This is a genomic window from Maribacter sp. R86514 (assembly GCF_044597005.1).
Lineage (GTDB): Bacteria > Bacteroidota > Bacteroidia > Flavobacteriales > Flavobacteriaceae > Maribacter.
This window is the reverse complement of record NZ_CP138999.1, coordinates 1,749,563-1,775,926: the sequence shown is the minus strand read 5'-3', so window position 1 is coordinate 1,775,926 and position 26,364 is coordinate 1,749,563. Positions and strand designations below refer to the sequence as shown.

Sequence of the window (26,364 nt, the reverse complement as noted above, 5' to 3'; positions counted from 1 at the left end):
TAACTATTCGTTGTCTATAGAGCAATTGATGTGCCTATACCTAATATAAAAATCAAATAATTATATAGTGTATTGATTGTCAAATAATTATAATTAAAATTTATTTTATTGAAATTTTTATAACTGGGGTTAAATTACCCAGTTGAGGAGAAATTACCCGGTGTTATTTTAGTTTTTCGCGTAGGGTTTTGCGATCTATCTGAAGAATTTCAGCAGCTTTGGTTTTGTTGCCCTTAGTGTGAGCTAACACTTGTAGTATATATTCTTTTTCCATAGCACGTAGCGGGCGTAATTCGTTTTCTGGAAAATTAATTTGGTATTTTAAAAATTCGGGCAGATCTTTTACTTCAATACTACCATCTGCCATGATAACGGCCCTTTGAATAATATTTTCTAATTCCCTAATATTTCCAGGCCAATTATATCGCTCAAGTATTTGCAATGCTTCCGGAGAAATACGAAGTAAGCGATCTTTAAATTCTATACCGTATTTACGCAAAAACTTATCGGTTAAAATACTTATATCGGATTTACGCTCGCGTAGAGGAGGCACATTGATTTCTACAACTGTTAATCTGTAATACAGATCTTCTCTAAACCTGTTGCTTTTTATCTCTTCTCGTAGATTAGCATTGGTAGCCGCAATAATTCTAATATCGACTTTTTCAATCTTTTGTGAACCTACTCTGGTAATTTCTTTCTCTTGTAGTGCACGGAGTAATTTTGCTTGCACGGCTAATGAGGCTGTACCGATCTCATCTAAAAATAAAGTTCCTCCTTCAGCCGCCTGAAAAAAACCGTTTCTATTTTCGTTGGCACCTGTAAAAGCTCCTTTAATGTATCCGAATAGTTCAGCTTCTTGTAAGTTTTCTGGTATGGCTGAGCAGTTAACGGCAATAAATGGCTCTCTAGAAAATTTGCCTGAATAGTGAATTGCTCTGGCAACTAATTCTTTTCCCGTTCCACTTTCACCAGTAACGATTACTGTTGCTTTATTATCTTTTACGCGTTCAATGATATTGGTAACTTTTTTAAAAGCTTCAGATGCGCCAACCATATCAGAATATATGTTCTCGCCAGATTTCAGTTGAATACTTGTTACTTGTTTACGTTTTACATTTTGAGTCAATGCTTTTTCAATCGCCTCTTTTAACTCAGCTTTGGTGAAAGGTTTGGTCAAATAATCTATGGCTCCAGATTTTATGACCTCTAAAGTTCCTTCTACAGAGGGGTAACCGGTAACTACCAATTTAGGGATCTCAGGATAATGCTCATTAGCGAACTTCAATAGTTGGAGTCCGTCTATTTCGGGCATTTGTATATCGGTAATGAGTAGGTCAATAAAAGTATCCTTTAATATAAATAAAGCTTCTTTCACTGAAACGGCTTTATAGCTATGATAGTCCATAGACTTCAGGTGCCTTTGTAAAAGCTCTAAAATGTCTATGTCATCATCTACTATAAGAATGTTCTCTTTGCGCAAATACATAATTACAATATAGGAAAGTCAATGGTAAATATAGTCCCTTTAGGTGTATTTGGTTTGTGTTCTATTTTACCTTTGTGGCTAGTAATAATACCATGTACAACACTTAGTCCTAAGCCAGAGCCTTCTCCAATAGGTTTAGAAGTGAAAAAAGGCTCAAATACTTTGTCTTCTAATTGGGTCGGTATACCTTTTCCTTCATCGGTAATTTCAATACTTACATGACTTGCGGTTTGTAAGACATGTATGGTAATAGTACTATCATGGGGTGAATAGTAGATAGCATTCATAATCAGATTGAACATTACTTGGGTCAATTGCACATTATCTGCCCTTAGTTCAATGTCATCATTATCAAAAGATGTAGTAAGCTTTAGACTTTTAGGCCGTAAAGAGGGTTCAAGCAATTTTATAACACTGGTAATAATTGGGTTCAGTTTTACCATCTTCATTTCTTGTGGCATTTCACAAGCAAAGAACATCAGTTTTTTCACTATTTCCCGACTAAAAATTGCGCTGTCCATTATTTTTTCAAGGTCTCTAACGGTCTCTTTATCTGTAATTTTATCGGTCAATAATTCAGCAAAACCAAGAATATTTGCAAGGGGAGTATTTAATTCATGTGCAATACCTGCGGTAATTTCACCTAGAATATGCAAGCGGTCCGTACGCTCCATTTTTCTTCTTGTAATGGCTTCCTTATCACGAATTTGTTTTCGTTCAATTAAGTTACCAATAGCTAAGGCTACGTTATTCAATAAGGCCTGTTCTTCAATTAAAAAATCGTCAATAGTATATTTGTTTGAAGGGTAGCCAACGAAAACTTCGCCTTCTATTTTATTGAAGACCTTGATCTTGGAAACTAAGGTGACCATATCTTCTTTATAATCCTCGGTCTGTACTTGGTATTCGCCTGTTTTTAAAAAGACTTCTGTAACATTTTCAAACTGCCAGGCTCTTTTAAGACAATAGGCGATAGCTTCAAGAGAAGCTTCTAATTGGTCATAATCAGAATTAACAATTATAGAAGTAACCTCATAAAGGCAGGTAAGTTCTTTTACACGTTCTTTTAATTTATCCTCTGCGGTATTCATAGCAATTACGATTCTAACCTAAATTTCTACAATATTTGGGAAGTTAAAAAATATGCCTTGTTTAATTCTATTTTTTTGCAAATTCCGAATCGAAAAAATAAAAAATTGATTAATTGATTTTTTTTATAAAGACAGCAAGCGATACTTAGAAAGTAGGAATGACTTTCTGTAGGAAAGTATAAACATTTTTTTAAATTTTATTAATATAATATTTGTAGGAATTACTGGTTGACCAATTTAGGGTGTGCCTGATATTTACACTTGCTCACAAAGATTTGGTCAAAATTAGAATTTCAATATTTAGGCTCTTAAGACCCGTAAATATTGGGTTTAGCTCAAAAACTACTTTTTAGCGAAGTATGTCTGTTTAATACATGCCCTTGCAAAGCCTGCTATAACTTACTTCATCGATAAAGTGCAATAAAATTACGATATTACACATACGTTTTTTAACATTTGCCATACAACTATCTTCATTTTACAACAAAAAGTATAAAACATTTTAGTCTTCAACTAGATTTGTGCGTGTAGCATAAAATATGTAGTATTAAACTTACTTATTAAGTAAGTCTTTTGAAATATGAAAATTTACATTTAGGAAGTAGTTTTCCTCTATAATTTTCTTTATTTATTTGCTACTTATGTTTTTGTATAAAAGTAATAAAATGGCAAAAATAGAAAGTTATTGTTATGCTGTATATCTAAACCCACAAGATTAAGCTACTTGTGGCGGTTTTAATAATTCTTAGGAAGAAGTATTGTTCAGAGGAGAAAAATCTTTCTGTTATAATTTCAGTATAATATTTGATTTATCATATGACGTTGAATATGTTGCAGATGGCGATGGTGTAAATGATTCTTTCCTGATTCAGAATATCGAGTCGTACCCTAACAATACGGTAGAAGTATATAATAGATGGGGGGTAAGTGTGTACAAGATGTCTGGCTATGATAACGTAAGTAATTTATTTAAAGGATTATCTGACGGTAGAGCAACCATAGATAAAGATTCCAAATTACCAGTGGGTGTCTATTTCTATGTAATCAAGTATAATAACAACGGAGATAACTTGAACAAGTCCGGTTACCTATACATCAACAGATAAAAAAATCCCCTTAAAAAAGATACGATGAACAAATATTTTCTAACCATTATAATTACCGTTGCGGGACTCTTTATGGGGCAAGCGCAGCAAGACGCCCAGTACACGCAGTACATGTACAATACGATATCGGTGAACCCTGCGTACGCAGGTTCCCGGGGAGTATTGAGCATAGCCGCGCTTCACCGTTCGCAGTGGGTGGGGCTTGACGGCGCACCGACGACACAGACGTTGAACTTCCATACCCCTGTCTCCGACCATGTAGGCCTTGGGCTATCGGTGGTGAACGACGAGATCGGTAACGGTACCAACCAGGATACCTATATCGATGCCGCGTTCAGCTATACGGTGAACACCTCTGAGGAAGGGAAGCTGTCGTTCGGTCTAAAAGCGGGCGGGCACCTGTTCAACGTGGACTTCACGAAACTGAGAAACTACGGGGCGGAGAGCAACCTACCGAACATCGACAACAAGTTCTCGCCGAACTTCGGAGCTGGTATCTATTACCATACGGACCAATTCTATGCGGGACTATCGGTTCCGAACTTTTTACAGACCGAACATTTCGACAGTTCCGATTCGAACAGTTCGAGTTTGATCGCGCAGGAGCGTATGAACCTCTATCTGATCACGGGGTACGTGTTCGACCTGAACCCGAACGTAAAGTTCAAGCCTGCGGCACTTGTAAAAGCTGTAAAGGGGGCACCTTTACAGGTAGACCTGAGCGCGAACTTCCTTTTCAACGACAAGTTCTCCTTGGGAGCGGCGTACCGCTGGGACGCGGCGATCAGCGCCCTGTTCGGTTTTCAGATGACCGACCAGTTGATGCTCGGTCTGGCGTACGATAAGGAAACCACCGACCTTGGGGCGACCAGGTTCAACGACGGTTCTTTCGAGATCATGCTGAGGTACGAGTTCTTGAACAGGTACAAACGAGTACTGACCCCAAGATTCTTTTAAAAAAAACGACATGAAAAAAACAGGATATATATTTTACGGCCTGGCGGTAATGGCCATGATGGCAAGCGCACAGGACAAGAAAGTAGAGAAAGCGGATACAAAATTCACGGACTACGCCTATGCCTCCGCGATACGATCGTACGAGCAATTGGTAAAGGATGGAAATACGGAGGAGGATATCTATAAGAACCTGGGCAACGCGAACTATCTGAACGCGAACTACGAAGAGGCATCGAGCTGGTACGGCAAACTGTTCGCACTGGAAGGTGCTGACATCGATCCGGAATATATGTACAGATACGCACAGACCTTGAAGTCATTGGAGAACTATACGGAATCCGACACATGGATGAACAAGTTCAAGACAGCCAAGGCCATGGACCAACGTGCCATCGCATTTAACGACAACCAGGACTACCTGGAACAGATAGCGGAACGTTCGGGCAGGTACGAACTAAAGAATATAGGGCTGAACTCGAAGGTATCGGACTTTGCGCCCTCTTTCTATGAAGACGGACTGGTGTTCTCTACGGCAAGGGACAGCGGACTGCTATCGAAGAACATCCATAAATGGAACAACGGCTCTTTCTTGAACCTGTACAAAGCGGCACAGGACGACCAAGGAAATTTCACCAATGTGGACAAACTGAGCAAGAGACTGAACAAGAAGACCCATGAATCGTCAACGGCATTCACTAAGGACGGACAGACGATGTACTTTACACGTAACAACTCTGACGAAGGCAAGTTCGAAAGGGACGAAGAAGGGGTAAGCCGATTAAAAATATATAGGGCAAAATTGATAGAAGGCGAATGGAACGATATAGAGGAACTGCCCTTTAACGGGGACAGCTATTCGGTAGCACACCCAACGCTGAACAACGATGAAACCAAATTATACTTCGCTTCGGATATGCCGGGAACGAAAGGGGAGTCCGATATCTACGTGGTGGACATCAACACGGACGGTAGTTTCGGTACACCGAAGAACCTTGGACCAAGAATCAATACGGAGGCAAGGGAGACCTTTCCGTTCGTAACGGAATCGGATAAACTATATTTCTCTTCTGACGGGCATCCGGGACTAGGGGGACTTGACGTTTTCGCAACGGATCTGAACAATGAAACGGGAGAGATCTACAATGTTGGACGCCCATTGAACGGGGAGGAAGACGACTTCTCGTACATTATAAACGAAGAGACGAAGAAAGGCTTTTTCGCATCGAACAGAAAAGGAGGACAGGGCAATGACGATATCTACGGTTTTGTAGAAATGACCCCGCTCGACTTCACCTGCCATACGAATATTACGGGAATCGTAAAGGACGAGAAGACCAATGCACTGTTAACCGATGCATCGGTAACGGTATACGACAAGGATAACAAAGTGATATCTAGCTCGAGCACTGACGAGAACGGAGCATTCGAAATGGAAGGCAACTGCGCAGAAGGAAGTTATAAGGTAGTAGCGACCAAAGCGGACTACGAAGAAGGCAACAAGACCTTCATGACCGTCAAAGCAGAAGACGCGACCGGCATTGAGATCGTACTGGCACAAGTCGACCCATCGGCACCTGCAGGCACCGACCTTGCGAAATACCTGAACATAGAACCGATCTACTTCGATTTCGACAAGTACTTCATCAGGGAAGATGCAAGGATCAGCATAGAAAAGGTATTGGCATACTTGAACGAATACCCAAGTGTAAACGTACAGGTACGTTCGCATACCGATTCACGTGCTAACGATGCGTACAACATGCGATTATCGGCGAACAGGGCAAAGGCCACCGCTGAATATTTGATGGCGGCCGGTATCCCTGGCGAGAGGATCTCATACGAAGGCTATGGCGAAACGGAGCTTACGAACAACTGTAGCAACAATGTACCATGTAGCAAAGAGAAACATCAGCTCAACAGAAGATCGGAGTTTATTGTGGTAGAATAACTAACATAGACCAAAACAAAAAAAGGGAAGGAGCAAAGCTCCTTCCCTTTTTTTGTTTTGTTTATAAATTGGACTACAAAAAATAGTGTGGTACATCCGATTTTTTAAAATAGAAATTAGTATATGATTCAATTTAAGACTACAAAAACATAAAATTCTTACAAAAATGAAGTTGTTTACTCCGTTTAAAATAAAGGTTTTATCGATGAAATACATCTTTTTGCAAATTTTTTACATACAAAAATCATCATTTTACAACATTTTATTCTAGGCAGACAACATAAGTTGACAACTAATCGGGTTCTCTCTATACTTTTAGGAAAAATTACAATATAATGTAGTATAATGCCTACTTTTAAATAATTCGCTAGCTTATATTTATCAATACTAATAATAGCAAAACTAGAATTTTAAGTAAATAAGATGCGACGAGAATTTTGACATTAAAATGAAGATGAAAATAAAAAAATACGGTTCAACGATACTTTTGGTTCTTTGGCCTTTGTAGAATTACCAGTTGTATTAAAAAATCAGTTTTCAAATCCTATAACATCTTTCTTTGGTATTATCAACCCAAACCAAACTTAGCTAAAAATCAGTTTTAATAAAATTTAAAATTCCCCTGACTACGTTCCCTTTATAATAACCACTATGAAAAAATCACTGCGAATTACAGACACTTCATTCATAAAGTATCTAAGTTTATTTATTTTATATTTAGGTTTTTATCATCCTTTAGAATTACGTTCCAATACTCCAATTGATAAAAGTAGTATTGCTATGAATACTAATAATAATCCAATTGGTAAACCTATTTTAGATGTTGGTTTTTATAATTATGCGTTACCAGTATTAGATTTAAATAGCGCTACAGCAGGTAATAATTACGCTTTTAGTGTTGATCCTACCACCAGCAATGTATATCCTATAAGTTTAAATTCATCCTTAACTTCTGATGCAAATACAATTCTAAACGCAACTATTACCGTATCGGGCGTTGTAGATACCCCCAATGGGGAGTTGTTATCCTTTAATGATGGTACAAGCGGATTTGTTTTATTTTATTTAAATGGAACACCGCCATTTCCTTCTAGATTATATAATTTTGCTGGTACGAGTATACGCATTGCTCAAGTTACTGCGACAAGTTTTCAAATTACCGAAGCTTCTGGTAACCCAATACCTAATGCTGTATTTGAAGCTGTAATGACTGGTGCCTATTATGGTAATTTATCAGCTTCTCAAACAGATGGTTTACGAACTATCGATGTTCAAGTAACTGATACAGCTTCGCAAACCAGTACTTCACAAACATTGATTACCGTATACACTGCCCCAGTTGCTACTGATAATGTAAACGCTATTGCTGCCAATAATACAGGTGCTATAGCCGGAAATGTCTTAACTAATGGAACTCCTGATTCTGGTAATAATATTTTTGTTTCAGAGGTAGATGTCTATCCATCTAGTGTGGGTAACCCATATCATACCCTATATGGTAGTGTTACCATACAGGCAAATGGTAGTTATACTTATGACGTTGATGAAACAAATTCATCGGTTACAGGTTTAAAAAATGGGGAAATTTTACAAGATATAGTTTCTTATACAATAGAAGATGTAGACGGTTATATAGATTATGGGATTTTGACTGTTACTATAAACGGGGTTGATGAAATGCCCGTAGCTTTAGACAATAATGATGATGTTACCGTTTTTACCGAAACTAATGCCAATGGAAATATTATAACAGACATTGGTGTCAATGGTGCAGATTATATTGATAGAGGTTTATCTACTTTAGTTTGGGAAAATGAGTTCAGTGCTCCAGGTGGTGTATTTACAAATTTATCTGCGCCAGTAACTGGCACAACCAGAACTGTTGATGGTGTTTTACTAAGTTTTACCTCTACGGATCCTTCTGGAATAGGTATAGCTAATCAAAATCAAGTTGTATACCAAACAGCCACCAATGGAGGGCATACCGGCTATTTAGGTTATGCTATAAATTCAACCACCAATCCTGTTAGTGATACTGAGTTAACGATAACTTTTGATGAACCTGTATTTAATTTAGGCTTCTTATTAGTTGATATAGATTATTCACAGAGTACTTCATGGCAAGATCAAATTACAATTAATGGGTTTTTAGATGGTGTTTCATCCAATTTTAAGTTTGTAACCACAGGCGGGGTAGTAGATGCAGGTAGTAATACCTTTTACGGAACAGGAAATGCAATTACTTCAGATGCTACCGGTAATGTTAACGTTTTTTTTGAAGAACCTATTAATCAATTGACATTAAGTTATAACTATGGTCCAAATGTTACAGATGCAGACCCCGCACAGCAAATTGCAGGTGTATCAGATATATACTGGCAGGGTGGAGCGGATAATGTTCTTGTTATAGAAATAGATGGTAACCCTGTTGTTGTAGGTTCTACCTTTGTAGGCCTATATGGAACAATTGTTGTAAACCCAGATGGTAGTTATACGTACACACCAGATACTAACAACCCTACTGTTGCAAATTTGCTTATTGGGGAAACACTAACTGAAACATTCCAATATAGATTATCAGATGGTACTAATTCAGATACCGCTAACTTAATAATTACACTTAATGGATCAAAAAATCCTCCTACCATTTCCATCACGACTCCAATAGAAGGGGACAATATCGTAAACGCATCGGAAGATGGCGATGTAACGATATCGGGAACGACGACAGGTGTCGAAGACAACCAAACGGTTACCGTAACGTTGAGCGACGGTACGACCACCGTAACGACAACGGCAACGGTAATCGGAGGAACATGGACCGCAACGGATGCGGATATTTCGGGACTTACAAACGGAACCATTACGGTAACGGCGAACGTAACCGATGTAGCATTGAACCCTGCGACGGACAATGACCCGATTACATTGGATAACTCGATCCCAACGATCGATATCACGACTCCAATAGAAGGGGACAATATCGTAAACGCATCGGAAGATGGCGATGTAACGATATCGGGTACCACTACCGGTGTAGAGGACAACCAAACGGTTACCGTAACGTTGAGCGATGGTACGACCACCGTAACGACAACGGCAACGGTAATCGGAGGAACATGGACCGCAACGGATGCGGATATTTCGGGACTTACAAACGGAACCATTACGGTAACGGCGAACGTAACCGATGTAGCATTGAACCCTGCGACGGACAATGACCCGATTACATTGGATAACTCGATCCCAACGATCGATATCACGACTCCAATAGAAGGAGACAATATCGTAAATGCTGCGGAAGATGGCGATGTTACTATCTCTGGTACCACTACCGGTGTCGAGGATAATCAAACGGTAACCGTAACGTTGAGCGATGGTACGACCACCGTAACGACAACGGCAACGGTAAGCGGAGGAACATGGACGGCAACGGATGCGGATATCTCCGCATTGACCAATGGTACGATCACGGTAACGGCGAACGTAACCGATGTAGCGTTGAACCCGGCGACGGACAATGACCCTATCACTTTAGATAGTTCAATCCCAACAATCGATATCACCACTCCAATAGAAGGGGACAATATCGTAAACGCATCGGAAGATGGCGATGTAACGATATCGGGAACGACAACAGGTGTAGAGGACAACCAAACGGTTACCGTAACGTTGAGCGATGGTACGACCACCGTAACGACAACGGCAACGGTAATCGGAGGAACATGGACGGCAACGGATGCGGATATTTCGGGACTTACAAACGGAACGATCACGGTAACGGCGAACGTGACCGATGTAGCGTTGAACCCTGCAACGGACAATGATCCTATTACATTAGATAACTCTTTACCTACTATAGATATCACGACACCGATAGAAGGGGACAATATCGTAAACGCATCGGAAGATGGCGATGTTACTATCTCTGGTACCACTACCGGTGTCGAGGATAATCAAACGGTAACCGTAACGTTGAGCGATGGTACGACCACCGTAACGACAACGGCAACGGTAAGCGGAGGAACATGGACGGCAACGGATGCGGATATCTCCGCATTGACCAATGGTACGATCACGGTAACGGCGAACGTAACCGATGTAGCGTTGAACCCGGCGACGGACAATGATCCTATTACATTGGATAACTCGATCCCAACGATCGATATCACGACTCCAATAGAAGGAGACAATATCGTAAACGCATCGGAAGATGGCGATGTAACGATATCGGGAACGACAACAGGTGTAGAGGACAACCAAACGGTTACCGTAACGTTGAGCGATGGTACGACCACCGTAACGACAACGGCAACGGTAATCGGAGGAACATGGACGGCAACGGATGCGGATATCTCCGCATTGACCAATGGTACGATCACGGTAACGGCGAACGTGACCGATGTAGCGTTGAACCCTGCAACGGACAATGATCCTATTACATTGGATAACTCGATCCCAACGATCGATATCACGACTCCAATAGAAGGAGACAATATCGTAAACGCATCGGAAGATGGCGATGTAACGATATCGGGTACCACTACCGGTGTCGAGGATAATCAAACGGTAACCGTTACTTTTTCCGATGGAACAACAACCGTAACAACAACGGCAACGGTAAGCGGAGGAACATGGACGGCAACGGATGCGGATATCTCCGCATTGACCAATGGTACGATCACGGTAACGGCGAACGTAACCGATGTAGCGTTGAACCCTGCAAGCGACAATGACCCTATCACTTTAGATAGTTCAATCCCAACAATCGATATCACCACTCCAATAGAAGGGGACAATATCGTAAACGCATCGGAAGATGGCGATGTAACGATATCGGGAACAACTACCGGTGTAGAGGACAACCAAACGGTTACCGTAACGTTGAGCGATGGTACGACCACCGTAACGACAACGGCAACGGTAATCGGAGGAACATGGACCGCAACGGATGCGGATATTTCGGGACTTACAAACGGAACCATTACGGTAACGGCGAACGTAACCGATGTAGCATTGAACCCTGCGACGGACAATGACCCGATTACATTGGATAACTCGATCCCAACGATCGATATCACGACTCCAATAGAAGGAGACAATATCGTAAACGCATCGGAAGATGGCGATGTAACGATATCGGGTACCACTACCGGTGTCGAGGATAATCAAACGGTAACCGTTACTTTTTCCGATGGTACGAATACGGTGACTACGACAGCTACCGTTACGGGTGATGCTTGGACGGCAACGGATGCGGATATTTCGGGACTTACAAACGGAACGATCACGGTAACGGCGAACGTGACCGATGTAGCGTTGAACCCTGCAAGCGACAATGATCCTATTACATTAGATAACTCTTTACCTACTATAGATATCACGACACCAATAGAAGGGGACAATATCGTAAACGCATCGGAAGATGGCGATGTAACGATATCGGGTACCACTACCGGTGTAGAGGACAACCAAACGGTTACCGTAACGTTGAGCGATGGTACGAATACGGTGACTACGACAGCTACCGTTACGGGTGATGCTTGGACGGCAACTGATGCTGATATATCTGGCTTGAATAACGGACCAATTACTGTTACTGCGGATGTTACCGACGCTGCATTGAACCCTGCAAGCGACAATGATCCAATAATACTTGATAATTCAATCCCAACGATAGATATCACGACTCCTATAGAAGGTGATGATATCGTAAATGCTGCGGAAGATGGCGATGTTACTATCTCTGGTACCACTACCGGTGTCGAGGATAATCAAACGGTAACCGTAACGTTGAGCGATGGTACGACCACCGTAACGACAACGGCAACGGTAATCGGAGGAACATGGACGGCAACGGATGCGGATATTTCGGGACTTACAAACGGAACGATCACGGTAACGGCGAACGTGACCGATGTAGCGTTGAACCCTGCAACGGACAATGATCCTATTACATTAGATAACTCTTTACCTACTATAGATATCACGACACCGATAGAAGGGGACAATATCGTAAACGCATCGGAAGATGGAGATGTAACGATATCGGGAACAACTACCGGTGTAGAGGACAACCAAACGGTTACCGTAACGTTGAGCGATGGTACCAATACGGTAACAACAACGGCAACAGTAATCGGGGGAACATGGACCGCAACGGATGCGGATATTTCGGGACTTACAAACGGAACCATTACGGTAACGGCGAACGTAACCGATGTAGCGTTGAACCCGGCGACGGACAATGATCCTATTACATTGGATAACTCGATCCCAACGATCGATATCACGACTCCAATAGAAGGAGACAATATCGTAAACGCATCGGAAGATGGCGATGTAACGATATCGGGAACGACAACAGGTGTCGAGGACAACCAAACTGTGACCGTAACGTTGAGCGATGGAACAACTACCGTAACAACAACGGCAACAGTAAGCGGAGGAACATGGACCGCAACGGATGCGGATATTTCGGGACTTACAAACGGAACCATTACGGTAACGGCGAACGTAACCGATGTAGCGTTGAACCCTGCAAGCGATAATGATCCTATCACATTGGACAACTCAATCCCAACAATCGATATCACGACTCCAATAGAAGGGGACAATATCGTAAACGCATCGGAAGATGGCGATGTAACGATATCGGGAACAACGACAGGTGTCGAAGACAACCAAACGGTTACCGTAACGTTGAGCGATGGAACAACAACCGTAACAACAACGGCAACGGTAAGCGGAGGAACATGGACGGCAACGGATGCGGATATCTCCGCATTGACCAATGGTACGATCACGGTAACGGCGAACGTGACCGATGTAGCGTTGAACCCTGCAAGCGATAATGATCCTATCACTTTAGATAATTCAATCCCAACGATAGATATCACGACTCCAATAGAAGGTGATGATATCGTAAATGCTGCGGAAGATGGCGATGTTACTATCTCTGGTACCACTACCGGTGTCGAGGATAATCAGATCGTAACGGTTACTTTTAGTGACGGTACGAATACGGTTACTACGACGGCTACCGTAACGGGTGATGCTTGGACGGCTTTGGATGCTGATATTTCTGGCTTGAATAACGGACCAATTACTGTTACGGCAGATGTTACCGACGTTGCATTGAACCCTGCAAGCGATAATGATCCTATCACTTTAGATAATTCAATCCCAACGATCGATATCACGACTCCAATCGAAGTTGACGATATCGTGAACGCTGCTGAAGACGGTGATGTTACCATTTCCGGTACCACTACCGGTGTAGAGGACAACCAAACGGTTACCGTAACGTTGAGCGACGGTACGACCACCGTAACGACAACGGCAACAGTAATCGGAGGAACATGGACCGCAACGGATGCGGATATTTCGGGACTTACAAACGGAACCATTACGGTAACGGCGAACGTAACCGATGTAGCGTTGAACCCTGCAAGCGATAATGATCCTATCACATTGGACAACTCAATCCCAACAATCGATATCACGACTCCAATAGAAGGTGATGATATCGTAAACGCATCGGAAGATGGCGATGTTACTATCTCTGGTACCACTACCGGTGTCGAGGATAATCAAACGGTAACCGTTACTTTTTCCGATGGTACGAATACGGTAACCACGACGGCTACCGTAACGGGTGATGCTTGGACGGCTTTGGATGCTGATATATCCGGATTGGCTAACGGACCAATTACTGTTACCGCGGATGTTACGGATGTTGCATTGAACCCTGCAAGCGACAATGATCCTATCACTTTAGATAATTCAATCCCAACGATAGATATCACGACTCCAATAGAAGGTGATGATATCGTAAATGCTGCGGAAGATGGCGATGTTACTATCTCTGGTACCACTACCGGTGTCGAGGATAATCAAACGGTAACCGTTACTTTTTCCGATGGTACGAATACGGTGACTACGACAGCTAACGTAACGGGTAACGCTTGGACGGCCACGGATGCGGATATATCTGCATTGAATAATGGACCAATAACTGTTACCGCAGATGTTACCGACGCTGCATTGAACCCTGCGACTGATAGTGAGTCTGTAATTTTAGAAAACTCCATTCCTACAATAGACATTAGCACTCCAATAGAAGTGGACAATATTGTAAATGCCGATGAAGACGTTGATGTTGCCATCTCCGGTACTACTACTGGTGTCGAGGATGATCAAATCGTAACGGTTACTTTTAGTGACGGTACGAATACGGTTACTACGACGGCTACCGTAACGGGTGATGCTTGGACGGCTTTGGATGCTGATATTTCTGGCTTGAATAACGGACCAATTACTGTTACGGCAGATGTTACCGACGTTGCATTGAACCCTGCAAGCGATAATGATCCTATCACTTTAGATAATTCAATCCCAACGATAGATATCACGACTCCAATAGAAGGTGATGATATCGTAAATGCTGCGGAAGATGGCGATGTTACCATTTCCGGTACCACTACCGGTGTCGAGGATAATCAAACCGTAACGGTAACCTTCTCAGATGGAACAACTACCGTAACAACAACGGCAACGGTAAGCGGAGGAACATGGACGGCAACGGATGCGGATATCTCCGCATTGACCAATGGAACGATCACGGTAACGGCGAACGTGACCGATGTAGCATTGAACCCTGCAACGGACAATGATCCTTTCACTTTAGATAATTCAATCCCAACGATCGATATCACGACTCCTATAGAAGGGGACAATATCGTAAACGCATCGGAAGATGGAGATGTAACGATATCGGGTACCACTACCGGTGTAGAGGATAATCAAACCGTAACGGTAACCTTCTCAGATGGAACAACTACCGTAACAACAACGGCAACGGTAAGCGGAGGAACATGGACGGCAACGGATGCGGATATCTCCGCATTGACCAATGGAACGATCACGGTAACGGCGAACGTGACCGATGTAGCATTGAACCCGGCGACGGACAATGATCCTTTCACTTTAGATAATTCAATCCCAACGATCGATATCACGACTCCTATAGAAGGGGACAATATCGTAAATGCTGCGGAAGATGGCGATGTTTCCATTTCTGGTACCACTACAGGTGTCGAGGACAACCAAACTGTGACCGTAACGTTGAGCGATGGAACAACTACCGTAACAACAACGGCAACAGTAAGCGGAGGAACATGGACCGCAACGGATGCGGATATTTCGGGACTTACAAACGGAACCATTACGGTAACGGCGAACGTAACCGATGTAGCGTTGAACCCTGCAAGCGATAATGATCCTATCACATTGGACAACTCAATCCCAACAATCGATATCACGACTCCAATAGAAGGGGACAATATCGTAAACGCATCGGAAGATGGCGATGTAACGATATCGGGAACAACGACAGGTGTCGAAGACAACCAAACGGTAACCGTTACTTTTTCCGATGGAACAACAACCGTAACAACAACGGCAACGGTAAGCGGAGGAACATGGACGGCAACGGATGCGGATATCTCCGCATTGACCAATGGTACGATCACGGTAACGGCGAACGTGACCGATGTAGCATTGAACCCGGCGACGGACAATGATCCTTTCACTTTAGATAATTCAATCCCAACGATCGATATCACGACTCCTATAGAAGGGGACAATATCGTAAATGCTGCGGAAGATGGCGATGTTTCCATTTCTGGTACCACTACAGGTGTCGAGGACAACCAAACTGTGACCGTAACGTTGAGCGATGGAACAACTACCGTAACAACAACGGCAACAGTAAGCGGAGGAACATGGACCGCAACGGATGCGGATATTTCGGGACTTACAAACGGAACCATTACGGTAACGGCGAACGTAACCGATGTAGCGTTGAACCCTGCAAGCGATAATGATCCTATCACATTGGACAACTCAATCCCAACGATCGATATCACGACTCCAATAGAAGGGGACAATATCGTAAACGCATCGGAAGATGGCGATGTAACGATATCGGGAACAACGACAGGTGTCGAAGACAACCAAACGGTTACCGTAACGTTGAGCGATGGAACAACAACCGTAACAACAACGGCAACGGTAAGCGGAGGAACATGGACGGCAACGGATGCGGATATCTCCGCATTGACCAATGGTACGATCACGGTAACGGCGAACGTGACCGATGTAGCGTTGAACCCTGCAAGCGATAATGATCCTATCACATTGGACAACTCGATCCCAACGATCGATATCACGACTCCTATAGAAGGTGACGATGTCGTAAACGCATCGGAAGATGGCGATGTAACGATATCGGGAACAACTACCGGTGTAGAGGATAATCAAACCGTAACGGTAACCTTCTCAGATGGTACCAATACCGTAACAACAACGGCAACGGTAAGCGGAGGAACATGGACGGCAACGGATGCGGATATCTCCGCATTGACCAATGGAACGATCACGGTAACGGCGAACGTGACCGATGTAGCATTGAACCCTGCAACGGACAATGACCCGATTACATTGGATAACTCGATCCCAACGATCGATATCACGACTCCTATAGAAGGTGACGATGTCGTAAACGCATCGGAAGATGGCGATGTAACGATATCGGGAACAACGACGGGTGTCGAAGACAACCAAACGGTTACCGTAACGTTGAGCGATGGAACAACAACCGTAACGACAACGGCAACGGTAATCGGAGGAACATGGACCGCAACGGATGTGGATATCTCCGCATTGACCAATGGAACGATCACGGTAACGGCGAACGTAACCGATGTAGCGTTGAATCCTGCAACGGACAATGATCCTATCACTTTAGATAATTCAATCCCAACGATCGATATCACGACTCCTATAGAAGGGGACAATATCGTAAACGCATCGGAAGATGGCGAGGTTACCATTTCTGGTACCACTACCGGTGTAGAGGATAATCAAACCGTAACGGTAACCTTCTCAGATGGTACCAATACCGTAACAACAACGGCAACGGTAAGCGGAGGAACATGGACGGCAACGGATGCGGATATCTCCGCATTGACCAATGGAACGATCACGGTAACGGCGAACGTGACCGATGTAGCGTTGAACCCTGCAAGCGATAATGATCCTATCACATTGGACAACTCGATCCCAACAATCGATATCACGACTCCTATAGAAGGGGACAATATCGTAAACGCATCGGAAGATGGCGATGTAACGATATCGGGAACAACTACCGGTGTAGAGGATAATCAAACCGTAACGGTAACCTTCTCAGATGGTACCAATACCGTAACAACAACGGCAACGGTAAGCGGAGGAACATGGACGGCAACGGATGCGGATATCTCCGCATTGACCAATGGAACGATCACGGTAACGGCGAACGTGACCGATGTAGCGTTGAACCCTGCAAGCGATAATGATCCTATCACATTGGACAACTCGATCCCAACGATCGATATCACGACTCCTATAGAAGGGGACAATATCGTAAACGCATCGGAAGATGGAGATGTAACGATATCGGGAACAACTACCGGTGTAGAGGATAATCAAATCGTAACGGTTACTTTTAGTGACGGTACGAATACGGTTACTACGACGGCTACCGTAACGGGTGATGCTTGGACGGCTTTGGATGCTGATATTTCTGGCTTGAATAACGGACCAATTACTGTTACGGCAGATGTTACCGACGTTGCATTGAACCCTGCAAGCGATAATGATCCTATCACTTTAGATAATTCAATCCCAACGATCGATATCACGACTCCAATAGAAGTGGACAATATTGTAAATGCCGATGAAGATGGTGATGTTACCATTTCTGGTACCACTACTGGAGTAGAGGATGATCAAATCGTAACGGTTACCTTTAGTGACGGTACGAATATGGTAACCACGACAGCTACCGTAACGGGTGATGCTTGGACGGCTTCGGATGCTGATATATCTGGCTTGACTAACGGACCGATTACTGTTACCGCCGATGTTACGGATGTTGCATTGAACCCTGCAAGCGACAATGATCCTATCACTTTAGATAATTCAATCCCAACGATAGATATCACGACTCCAATCGAAGTTGACGATATCGTGAACGCTGCTGAAGACGCTGATGTTACCATTTCGGGTACTACTACCGGTGTCGAGGATGATCAAATCGTAACGGTTACTTTTAGTGACGGTACGAATACGGTAACCACGACGGCTACCGTTACGGGTGATGCTTGGACGGCTTTGGATGCTGATATTTCCAGTTTGACTAACGGACCAATTACTGTTACCGCCGATGTTACGGATATTGCATTGAACCCTGCAAGCGACAATGATCCTATCACTTTAGATAATTCAGCTCCTATTGTAGATAGTTTCAATACCATTGATATCACACCGGTATTAACTGGTCAAGGAAATCCTAACGAAGCTCTTACGATTGATTTGGATACAGATGGAGATAATGTAATAGATGTTGTGTATTCTGTGACCACTGATGCTTTAGGGAACTGGATTTTAGATACGGAGACGGTAATACCTGATTCAGGAATCTTCCCAATTTTAGGAGATCAAGATGTAATTAATATTACGGCTACCGATCCTGCTGGTAATACAGGAACGGGAATTGTAAATATTTCCGTGGATACGGACAATGACGGTATCAATGATAATGATGAGGCTATTTTAGGAACTGACCCGAGTAATCCTGATTCTGATGGTGATGGTATAAATGATGGTCAAGAAGTAAACGTAGACACAACAGATCCTTTAAATGATTGTGACTCTGTAAATGGTAGTCCGTTAGGTAATAGTGATTGTGATGAAGATGGTCTGTCTACCGATGAGGAAGTTGCCACTGGTACTGATCCTAATAATCCAGATTCAGATAATGATGGTCTTTTAGATGGAGAAGAGGTATTATTAGGTACTAATCCAAATAATTCAGATACTGATGGCGATACAATACAAGATGGTCAAGAAGTCACTGAAAATACAAGTCCGCTTGATGATTGTGATTATATAAATGGTACTGCATTACCGGCTAGTGATTGTGATGGTGATGGATTGACCACTTCTCAAGAAGATGCTATAGGTACGAACCCAGAAGTTGCGGATACCGATGGCGATACTATAACAGACGGTCAAGAGATATTAGACGGTACGGATCCGCTTAACCCATGTGATTCATTGAACGGCGTGCCTACTTTAGAAGCGGGTTGTGATGAAGAGTTGGTAGAAACCGGTATTGCTGTTGCCAATGAGATAATTAGCCCAGATGGCGATGGTGTAAATGATTCTTTCTTGATTCAGAATATCGAGTCATATCCTAACAATACGGTAGAAGTATATAATAGATGGGGGGTAAGTGTGTACAAGATGTCTGGCTATGATAACGTAAGTAATTTATTTAAAGGATTATCTGACGGTAGAGCAACCATAGATAAAGATTCGGAATTGCCAGTGGGTGTCTATTTCTATGTCATTACATATTTTAAAGATGGAAATATTTTAAATAAGTCCGGTTACCTATACATCAACAGATAGAAAAATCCCCTTTAAAAAAGATACGATGAACAAATATTTTCTAGCCATTATAATTACCGTTGCGGGACTCTTTATGGGTTATGCGCAGCAAGACGCCCAGTACACGCAGTACATGTACAATACGATATCGGTGAACCCTGCGTACGCAGGTTCACGGGGCATGTTCAGCATAGCCGCACTTCACCGTTCTCAGTGGGTGGGGCTCGATGGCGCGCCGACGACGCAGACGCTGAACTTCCATACCCCTGTCTCGGAACATGTAGGATTGGGACTGTCCATAGTGAACGACGAGATCGGAAACGGCACCAACCAGGATACCTATATCGATGCCGCGTTCAGTTATACGGTGAACACCTCTGAGGAAGGGAAGCTGTCGTTCGGTCTAAAAGCGGGCGGTCACCTTTTCAACGTGGACTTTACGAAGCTGAGGAACTACGGGGCGGAGAGCAACCTGCCGAACATCGACAACAAGTTCTCGCCGAACTTCGGTGCGGGGATCTATTACCATACGGACCAGTTCTATGCAGGGCTATCGGTACCCAACTTCCTACAGACCGAGCATTTCGACAGTTCCGATTCGAACAGTTCGAGTTTGATCGCGCAGGAGCGTATGAACCTCTATCTGATCACGGGGTACGTGTTCGACCTGAACCCGAACGTAAAGTTCAAGCCTGCGGCACTTGTAAAAGCTGTAAAGGGGGCACCGTTACAGGTAGACCTGAGCGCGAACTTCCTTTTCAACGACAAGTTCTCTTTGGGAGCGGCGTACAGATGGGACGCGGCGATCAGCGCCCTGTTCGGTTTTCAGATGACCGACCAGTTGATGCTCGGTCTGGCGTACGATAAGGAAACCACCGACCTTGGGGCGACCAGGTTCAACGACGGTTCTTTCGAGATCATGCTGAGGTACGAGTTCTTGAACAGGTACAAACGAGTGCTGACCCCAAGATTCTTTTAAATAAATATTAATAGCTTGGTAGTTATGTAAGGTATGGCAAGTAAAAATGGAAGGAGTTTAGAAATGAGATAACTGGTATGAATATGAATAATATATTTATAGTGGCATAATTTAATGAACGCGATATAGAAAAGCTAAGTTTTTAGGCTTAATAGTTTTAGTAAATGTGCGGATTTGGCTATTAACTATATATGTTATCTTACACATATAAAACAAGTGTATCCTAAATGGTTGGAACTTGCTCGTAAAATACAAATGCTCAAGATATAATGGGAAAATTGATAGCTGTTTGATATAAGTAGAGCATTATTAAATCTACTTAGATATTTTTAGAGGATAGTCGGGCAAATATTTTTTTTGTAATATCATGATAATTTTAAAATTTGGTATTTTAAATCACTTTTCGTTGTATAGTTTTATTCTTTTATTCATAAAAAAGGATAAATAAAAATTAATAAGGTTACAACGCAAATTGTTTGATCTGAAATATATCAAAAGGCAGATTAGATAATAAATGAAGTTTTAATAATTGTGCTTAAAGTGCCTTAAATAAATTTGTTAAATAGGCTAATTCGTATAATTGAATATTATAGCTATAACAGTATTGAATATTTAATGAGTAAAAATAAATATCTAAATAAAAGGTTCTAACATTTATATGACAGCATAAAAAAATGGGTAAAGGTTACCGTATTAAAGTAAAATGGTTTCGTCAATTTATAATATTTTAGATTCATTAAAAAGAAGGATTCTAAACAATACTCGACCAATCCAATTCATGTAAGTCAGAGTATTTCCAATCGCCAAATCGACCTAATGGAATAATGTCGTTTTGCTTTAAAACATTTATACTATCCAAAGTGTCTGGTGTCGAAATAAGCTCCACAGGGTAGGACATAGGTACAAAAAGCTCTTTGGCAAATTTAAGTTCTTTAATGCTTGGAACTAATCTTTGAATTCTTTTTTGAATCTTTTCAGTTGATATTTGACCGTGTTTGTCACTTCTTAATTGAGCTAAAAGAAAGTTGTCTTTTACAGAAAAAATTCGAAGAATATCTGATTTAAAATCACAGTCATAAATTATTTGATTAGCATTGAAACCGTTTTTATATTCAAAAAAATAAAAATACGAGCTGGCATAATTAGTGTTATGATCTTGCTTTAAGTTGCATATGTCTAGTAAAAAATGAATAGGTACTGTTGATATTAGTTTATTATATTTAATAATGTAATCGTCGGTATGCACCTCTTTCTTTTCAATATCTACTTTCTCCAAATTAGCATAATCCAAAACTTCAGGATTTAGCTTATCTACAGCATATTTGAATAAAGATAGACCATTTACATATCCCATTCTTGTATTCCCACCGCTTGAAATATAATGCCTTTTAATTTTATCTTGAACTTGACTAAATGGTGTAGTAAGCATATCATCCCCCCATTGTTTTAGTCCTAAGCATAACCTTGTGTCTATACCATCATTAGAAAGCATGAATGATGCAAGTGATCCATCTTTTATTTGATAATCTTTATGATTGAAATTATCAAGTGTTGAAAAACTTACCGATATAGGTTCTTGCTTACGTACATTATTAAATAAACTTGATTGATACAATTTTGACTCTTCTACGGGAAAAATAGGTAACGGACTAAAAGAATGTCCCTCATGCTCGATAGTAAAAATTGGAGAAGTATTTTTGTTACGTAAAATTAAAATTTCTTTATGGTTCGAAATTTCAAGTAATTTGTGATAGCCTATTAGAGATGCATAGCCATGGCCTAAAAAGCAATTTTTTATTTGTATTATTTTTTTGTTCATTTTTTGGTAAGATGGTTTTCTAAATAAAATGAATGACGATAAGGTACATAATGAAATAAAATTATAATCTAGATTGTATCAGATATAATATGTAATATATATAAGCTTTATTGAAAATAGGGTTGACTTAATAAGTTTTTTTATTCACTAAGTATGATTTAAAAGAATATTGTTAAGGTTTTTAAATTTATATTTTTGGTCAGCATAAATGTTTCAAATACGGTATAAAATTTTTACAAGTTAATAACGTTCTATTTTTTAATAAATTTTAATGAAAAAAGTTTTATTAAGTGCTTATGCTTGCTCTCCATATAAAGGATCGGAATTTTGTGTTGGTTGGTCTTGGGCTGCTGGACTGGCAAAAAAAGGTTTTGAGGTGTGGTGTGTTACGAATATTGAAGATTATGAAGAATGTGAGGAAGAAAAACGTAAACTAAATCTCATTAATTTACATTTCGTGCCCGTACGAATTTCTTCTTTGATAGATAAGCACTGGCTCGATAATAATAAAAAGACAATTTACATTCATTACTTTTTATGGAAGATTAAAGCAGCAAGAGTTGTTGAAAAATTACATTTACTGCATGATTTCGATGTTGCCCAACATGTCAGTTATGGTAGTTTTCAACAAGGAAGTAGTTTGTATAGATTAACTGATTGTAACGTGATATTCGGTCCTGTTGGTGGAGGTCAGATGTCTTTACCTATTTTTAAGCCTTATTTTGGTTCTTCTTGGAAAATTGAGAAAATCAGAAAATTTGTTTCGAATTACTTAGTCAATTATGGTAGAGCCTTAAATGAAACACTTAAAATAGCGGATGTAGTTTTAGCGGTTAATCAAGAAACAGAAGATCTGCTTAAAACTTCTAAGCATTACAAAGAAGGCAGTAGCTTTGGAATAAGTGATTCTGCGTTGCCAGTACAATTTGAAAATAACTTGTTTATAGACAGAGTTCCTGAAAAGGAATTTAGAATACTATGGGTTGGAAGGTTCTTGCCACGCAGAGGACTTGAGTTGTCTTTAAAGGCAATTTCTTATTTGCCAAATAATGTAAAGTATAAATTAATAATTATTGGCGATGGAGTACAAGGGGGTAATTTGCCGCAATGGATCAAAAAATACGATTTAAATACCGAAAAAATTGAGCATTTAGGTTGGATACCCTATGAGCAAATGCGCGAGGAATATATTAAGGCTGATGTTATGCTTTTTTGTCCCTTAAGAGATACGGCAGGTTTACAGGCTACAGAGGCCATGGGATTTAGTTTGCCTATTATTACTATGAACATAAGTGGTATGAGAACAATAGTTTCAGACGAGTGTGGAATAAAAATTACACCGAGTACAACTGACGGTACTGCTGTAGACATAGCCAAAGCTATCGAACATATGTATTATAATTTAGACTTTAGAAAAAAAGCAGCTAGAGCAGCATATAATAGAGCCATGAAATATACTTGGGAGCATAAAATTAATGAAGTTGTTTCAAGGTTTTATTAAAAAATCTTTTTTCATTACTTCTAAAAAACAAAAAAACCTCCAAATAGTACATATTTGAAGGTTTTAAAGTGACCTGGCTGGGGCTCGAACCCAGGACCCTCTCCTTAAAAGGGAGATGCTCTACCAACTGAGCTACCAGGTCAAAATGTCTAAAGAACTTACTAGGTCATTAAGTCAAATAAATCAACTCAAAATTTTAAATAAAAAAGCCTCTTTTATTTGAAGAGGCTAATATTTAGTGGTGACCTGGCTGGGGCTCGAACCCAGGACCCTCTCCTTAAAAGGGAGATGCTCTACCAACTGAGCTACCAGGTCAAAAGCATATTCAGAATTAATATTCCCTCAATGCGGGTGCAAATATACGTCGATTACTTTATTTTGCAAGCCATTTATGAGATAAATTTATTTTTTTTTGAAAACCCTTTTATTTAGTCCAATTTTGTGCAAATGAAAGATGTGAAAATAGTTTTGGTCGGTTATATGGGTAGTGGTAAAACAACTGTGGGCAGAATAGTTGCTAACCATTTGAATATTAAATTTTTAGATTTAGATGATTATATAGAAGAAGCTGAGGAGATGTCTATTCCTTCCATTTTTGAGACAAAAGGAGAGATATATTTTAGAAAAAAGGAAATAGAATACCTGCAAAAAGTTTTTTCAAATGAAGATAGTTTTGTGCTTTCATTAGGTGGTGGTACGCCTTGTTTTGGAAAAAATATGGAAATTATCAATGAACAGACCGCTAATTCTTTTTATTTAAATGTGGGTATAGATGAACTTACAAATCGTTTAAAGGAAGAAAAAAGTCATCGCCCTATGATTTCTCATTTAGAAGATGAAACGTTAACCGAGTTTATTGGCATGCATTTATTCGAGAGAAGCTTTTTCTATAATCAGGCACATCAGAAAATAAAGAGCAATAATAATACCCCAACTGAAATTGCAGAAATGATCGTAAATAAATTAGTCTAAATAGACCCTGTCGTTTTTGGTTTCAAAATGTACGTTTACATGTTCTTGTAATGAGGTAGATAAAGAAATTCCTTTATAATCTGCTTTAACCGGATATTTTTTGTGGTTTCTATTGACCAATACTGCAGTTTTAAGTTGTTTTAAAGGGGTTTTTAGAAAGTGGTGTACTCCATATATTAATGTAGTACCGGAATTTAGAACATCATCAACGATTACGACCGATTTATTTATGAAGTCATTATCGGGCAAAGAGGTAGTTACACCACTAGCTAACGGATTTTTCTTATCCATAGATAGTTTGCATAATACAATTTTAGCTTCGGTTATCTTTTTAAGCTTAGCAACGATTTTCTTCGCAAATTGTAATCCGCCGCCATCTATACCTGCTATAATAATTTCTTCTTCAGAAACATTGGCTTCATAGATTTGGTACGCTATTCGTTCTATTTTATGTTGTATTTGTTGATGTGAAAGTATATTCTGTTGCATATGCTGTTCTTAAGGCATTAAAGATAGGTATGTTTTAGAAAATTAGATTAATCTTTGGGTTTACTTTCTGAGTCATTTTCTAAACTTGTTTTATCGTCAGTAGTTGACGGTCCTTCTAGATATTCATCTATATCCCTTCTATCTTTTTTTGTAGGTCTACCAATTCCTTTTTTACGATAATAGTCTTTTGAATATTGCAATAGTTCATTATGCTCAAAGGCTTCTTTTGGTGTAGTATCTTTTCTATAGATGTCTACTAATTTAGCACCAATACGACTTGGTGGTATGTCAAGAACAGTAAGTTGATAATCGATTTGATTTTTGCGTACCACTATTTCATCCATCGGAAAAACCTCTTTGCCGGGCTTAGCAGTGTTTCCATTGATTTTTACATGTCCTTTTTTGCAAGCGGTAGATGCAATGTTTCGGGTTTTAAAATATCGTATACTCCACAAGAATTTATCTATGCGCATTATGGGTTGCATTTCTTTGTTAACTTCCAAACAAAAATAG

At 40.8% G+C, this 26,364-nt stretch carries 12 protein-coding genes and 2 tRNA genes; 7 read left to right on the top strand and 7 right to left on the bottom strand.

Annotated elements, in window-relative coordinates; translation table 11 throughout:
* Positions 1-163 precede the first annotated feature (163 nt).
* Entirely contained in the window at positions 164-1,489 is a 1,326-nt protein-coding gene (locus tag SJY30_RS07870) for a sigma-54-dependent transcriptional regulator (protein ID WP_396635005.1), read from the bottom strand.
* Between the two features lie 2 nt (positions 1,490-1,491).
* On the bottom strand, positions 1,492-2,580 hold the full coding sequence (locus SJY30_RS07865) for a sensor histidine kinase (RefSeq protein WP_396635004.1): 1,089 nt from the start codon (positions 2,578-2,580) through the stop codon (positions 1,492-1,494).
* Positions 2,581-3,338: 758 nt separating this feature from the next.
* On the opposite strand from SJY30_RS07865, the gene SJY30_RS07860 reads away from it, so the two are divergent.
* The 5 genes from SJY30_RS07860 to SJY30_RS07840 all read left to right on the top strand — a co-directional run bounded on the left by SJY30_RS07860 (position 3,339) and on the right by SJY30_RS07840 (position 21,070).
* Positions 3,339-3,686 carry a gliding motility-associated C-terminal domain-containing protein gene (locus SJY30_RS07860; protein WP_396635003.1) on the top strand — a complete coding sequence of 116 codons (348 nt, stop codon included), beginning with the start codon at positions 3,339-3,341 and terminating at the stop codon, positions 3,684-3,686.
* A 24-nt stretch (positions 3,687-3,710) separates the two neighbouring features.
* On the top strand, positions 3,711-4,643 hold the full coding sequence (locus tag SJY30_RS07855; RefSeq protein WP_396635002.1) for a type IX secretion system membrane protein PorP/SprF: 933 nt from the start codon (positions 3,711-3,713) through the stop codon (positions 4,641-4,643).
* Between the two features lie 10 nt (positions 4,644-4,653).
* Positions 4,654-6,591: an OmpA family protein gene (locus SJY30_RS07850; protein WP_396635001.1), complete on the top strand. Its 1,938-nt coding sequence runs from the start codon at positions 4,654-4,656 to the stop codon at positions 6,589-6,591.
* Between the two features lie 651 nt (positions 6,592-7,242).
* Entirely contained in the window at positions 7,243-20,112 is a 12,870-nt protein-coding gene (locus tag SJY30_RS07845; protein WP_396635000.1) for a gliding motility-associated C-terminal domain-containing protein, read from the top strand.
* A 25-nt stretch (positions 20,113-20,137) separates the two neighbouring features.
* Positions 20,138-21,070, top strand: a complete 933-nt coding sequence (locus tag SJY30_RS07840) for a type IX secretion system membrane protein PorP/SprF (RefSeq protein ID WP_396634999.1) — start codon at positions 20,138-20,140, stop codon at positions 21,068-21,070.
* A 751-nt stretch (positions 21,071-21,821) separates the two neighbouring features.
* Here the strand turns inward: SJY30_RS07840 and SJY30_RS07835 are convergent.
* Positions 21,822-22,889, bottom strand: a complete 1,068-nt coding sequence (locus SJY30_RS07835) for a hypothetical protein (protein ID WP_396634998.1) — start codon at positions 22,887-22,889, stop codon at positions 21,822-21,824.
* A gap of 271 nt (positions 22,890-23,160) precedes the next feature.
* Between SJY30_RS07835 and SJY30_RS07830 the strand changes: the two genes are divergently transcribed.
* Positions 23,161-24,390, top strand: a complete 1,230-nt coding sequence (locus tag SJY30_RS07830; protein WP_396634997.1) for a glycosyltransferase family 4 protein — start codon at positions 23,161-23,163, stop codon at positions 24,388-24,390.
* Positions 24,391-24,459: 69 nt separating this feature from the next.
* On the opposite strand, the gene SJY30_RS07825 is transcribed toward SJY30_RS07830, so the two are convergent.
* Together SJY30_RS07825 and SJY30_RS07820 are read right to left on the bottom strand one after the other, a co-directional pair.
* A tRNA-Lys gene (locus SJY30_RS07825) sits at positions 24,460-24,532 on the bottom strand.
* 97 nt (positions 24,533-24,629) lie between these two features.
* Positions 24,630-24,705: transfer RNA gene (locus SJY30_RS07820), tRNA-Lys, on the bottom strand.
* Positions 24,706-24,837: 132 nt separating this feature from the next.
* Here SJY30_RS07820 and SJY30_RS07815 point away from each other — a divergent pair.
* A complete protein-coding gene (locus SJY30_RS07815) occupies positions 24,838-25,362 on the top strand; it encodes a shikimate kinase (protein WP_396634996.1) in 525 nt (174 codons plus the stop codon).
* On the opposite strand, the gene SJY30_RS07810 is transcribed toward SJY30_RS07815, so the two are convergent.
* Complete coding sequence (locus tag SJY30_RS07810; protein WP_396634995.1) at positions 25,354-25,851, bottom strand: phosphoribosyltransferase family protein; 498 nt, start codon at positions 25,849-25,851, stop codon at positions 25,354-25,356. The genes SJY30_RS07815 and SJY30_RS07810 overlap by 9 nt on opposite strands.
* Positions 25,852-25,898: 47 nt before the next feature.
* Complete coding sequence (locus SJY30_RS07805) at positions 25,899-26,324, bottom strand: RNA-binding S4 domain-containing protein (protein ID WP_396634994.1); 426 nt, start codon at positions 26,322-26,324, stop codon at positions 25,899-25,901.
* Positions 26,325-26,364 lie beyond the last annotated feature (40 nt).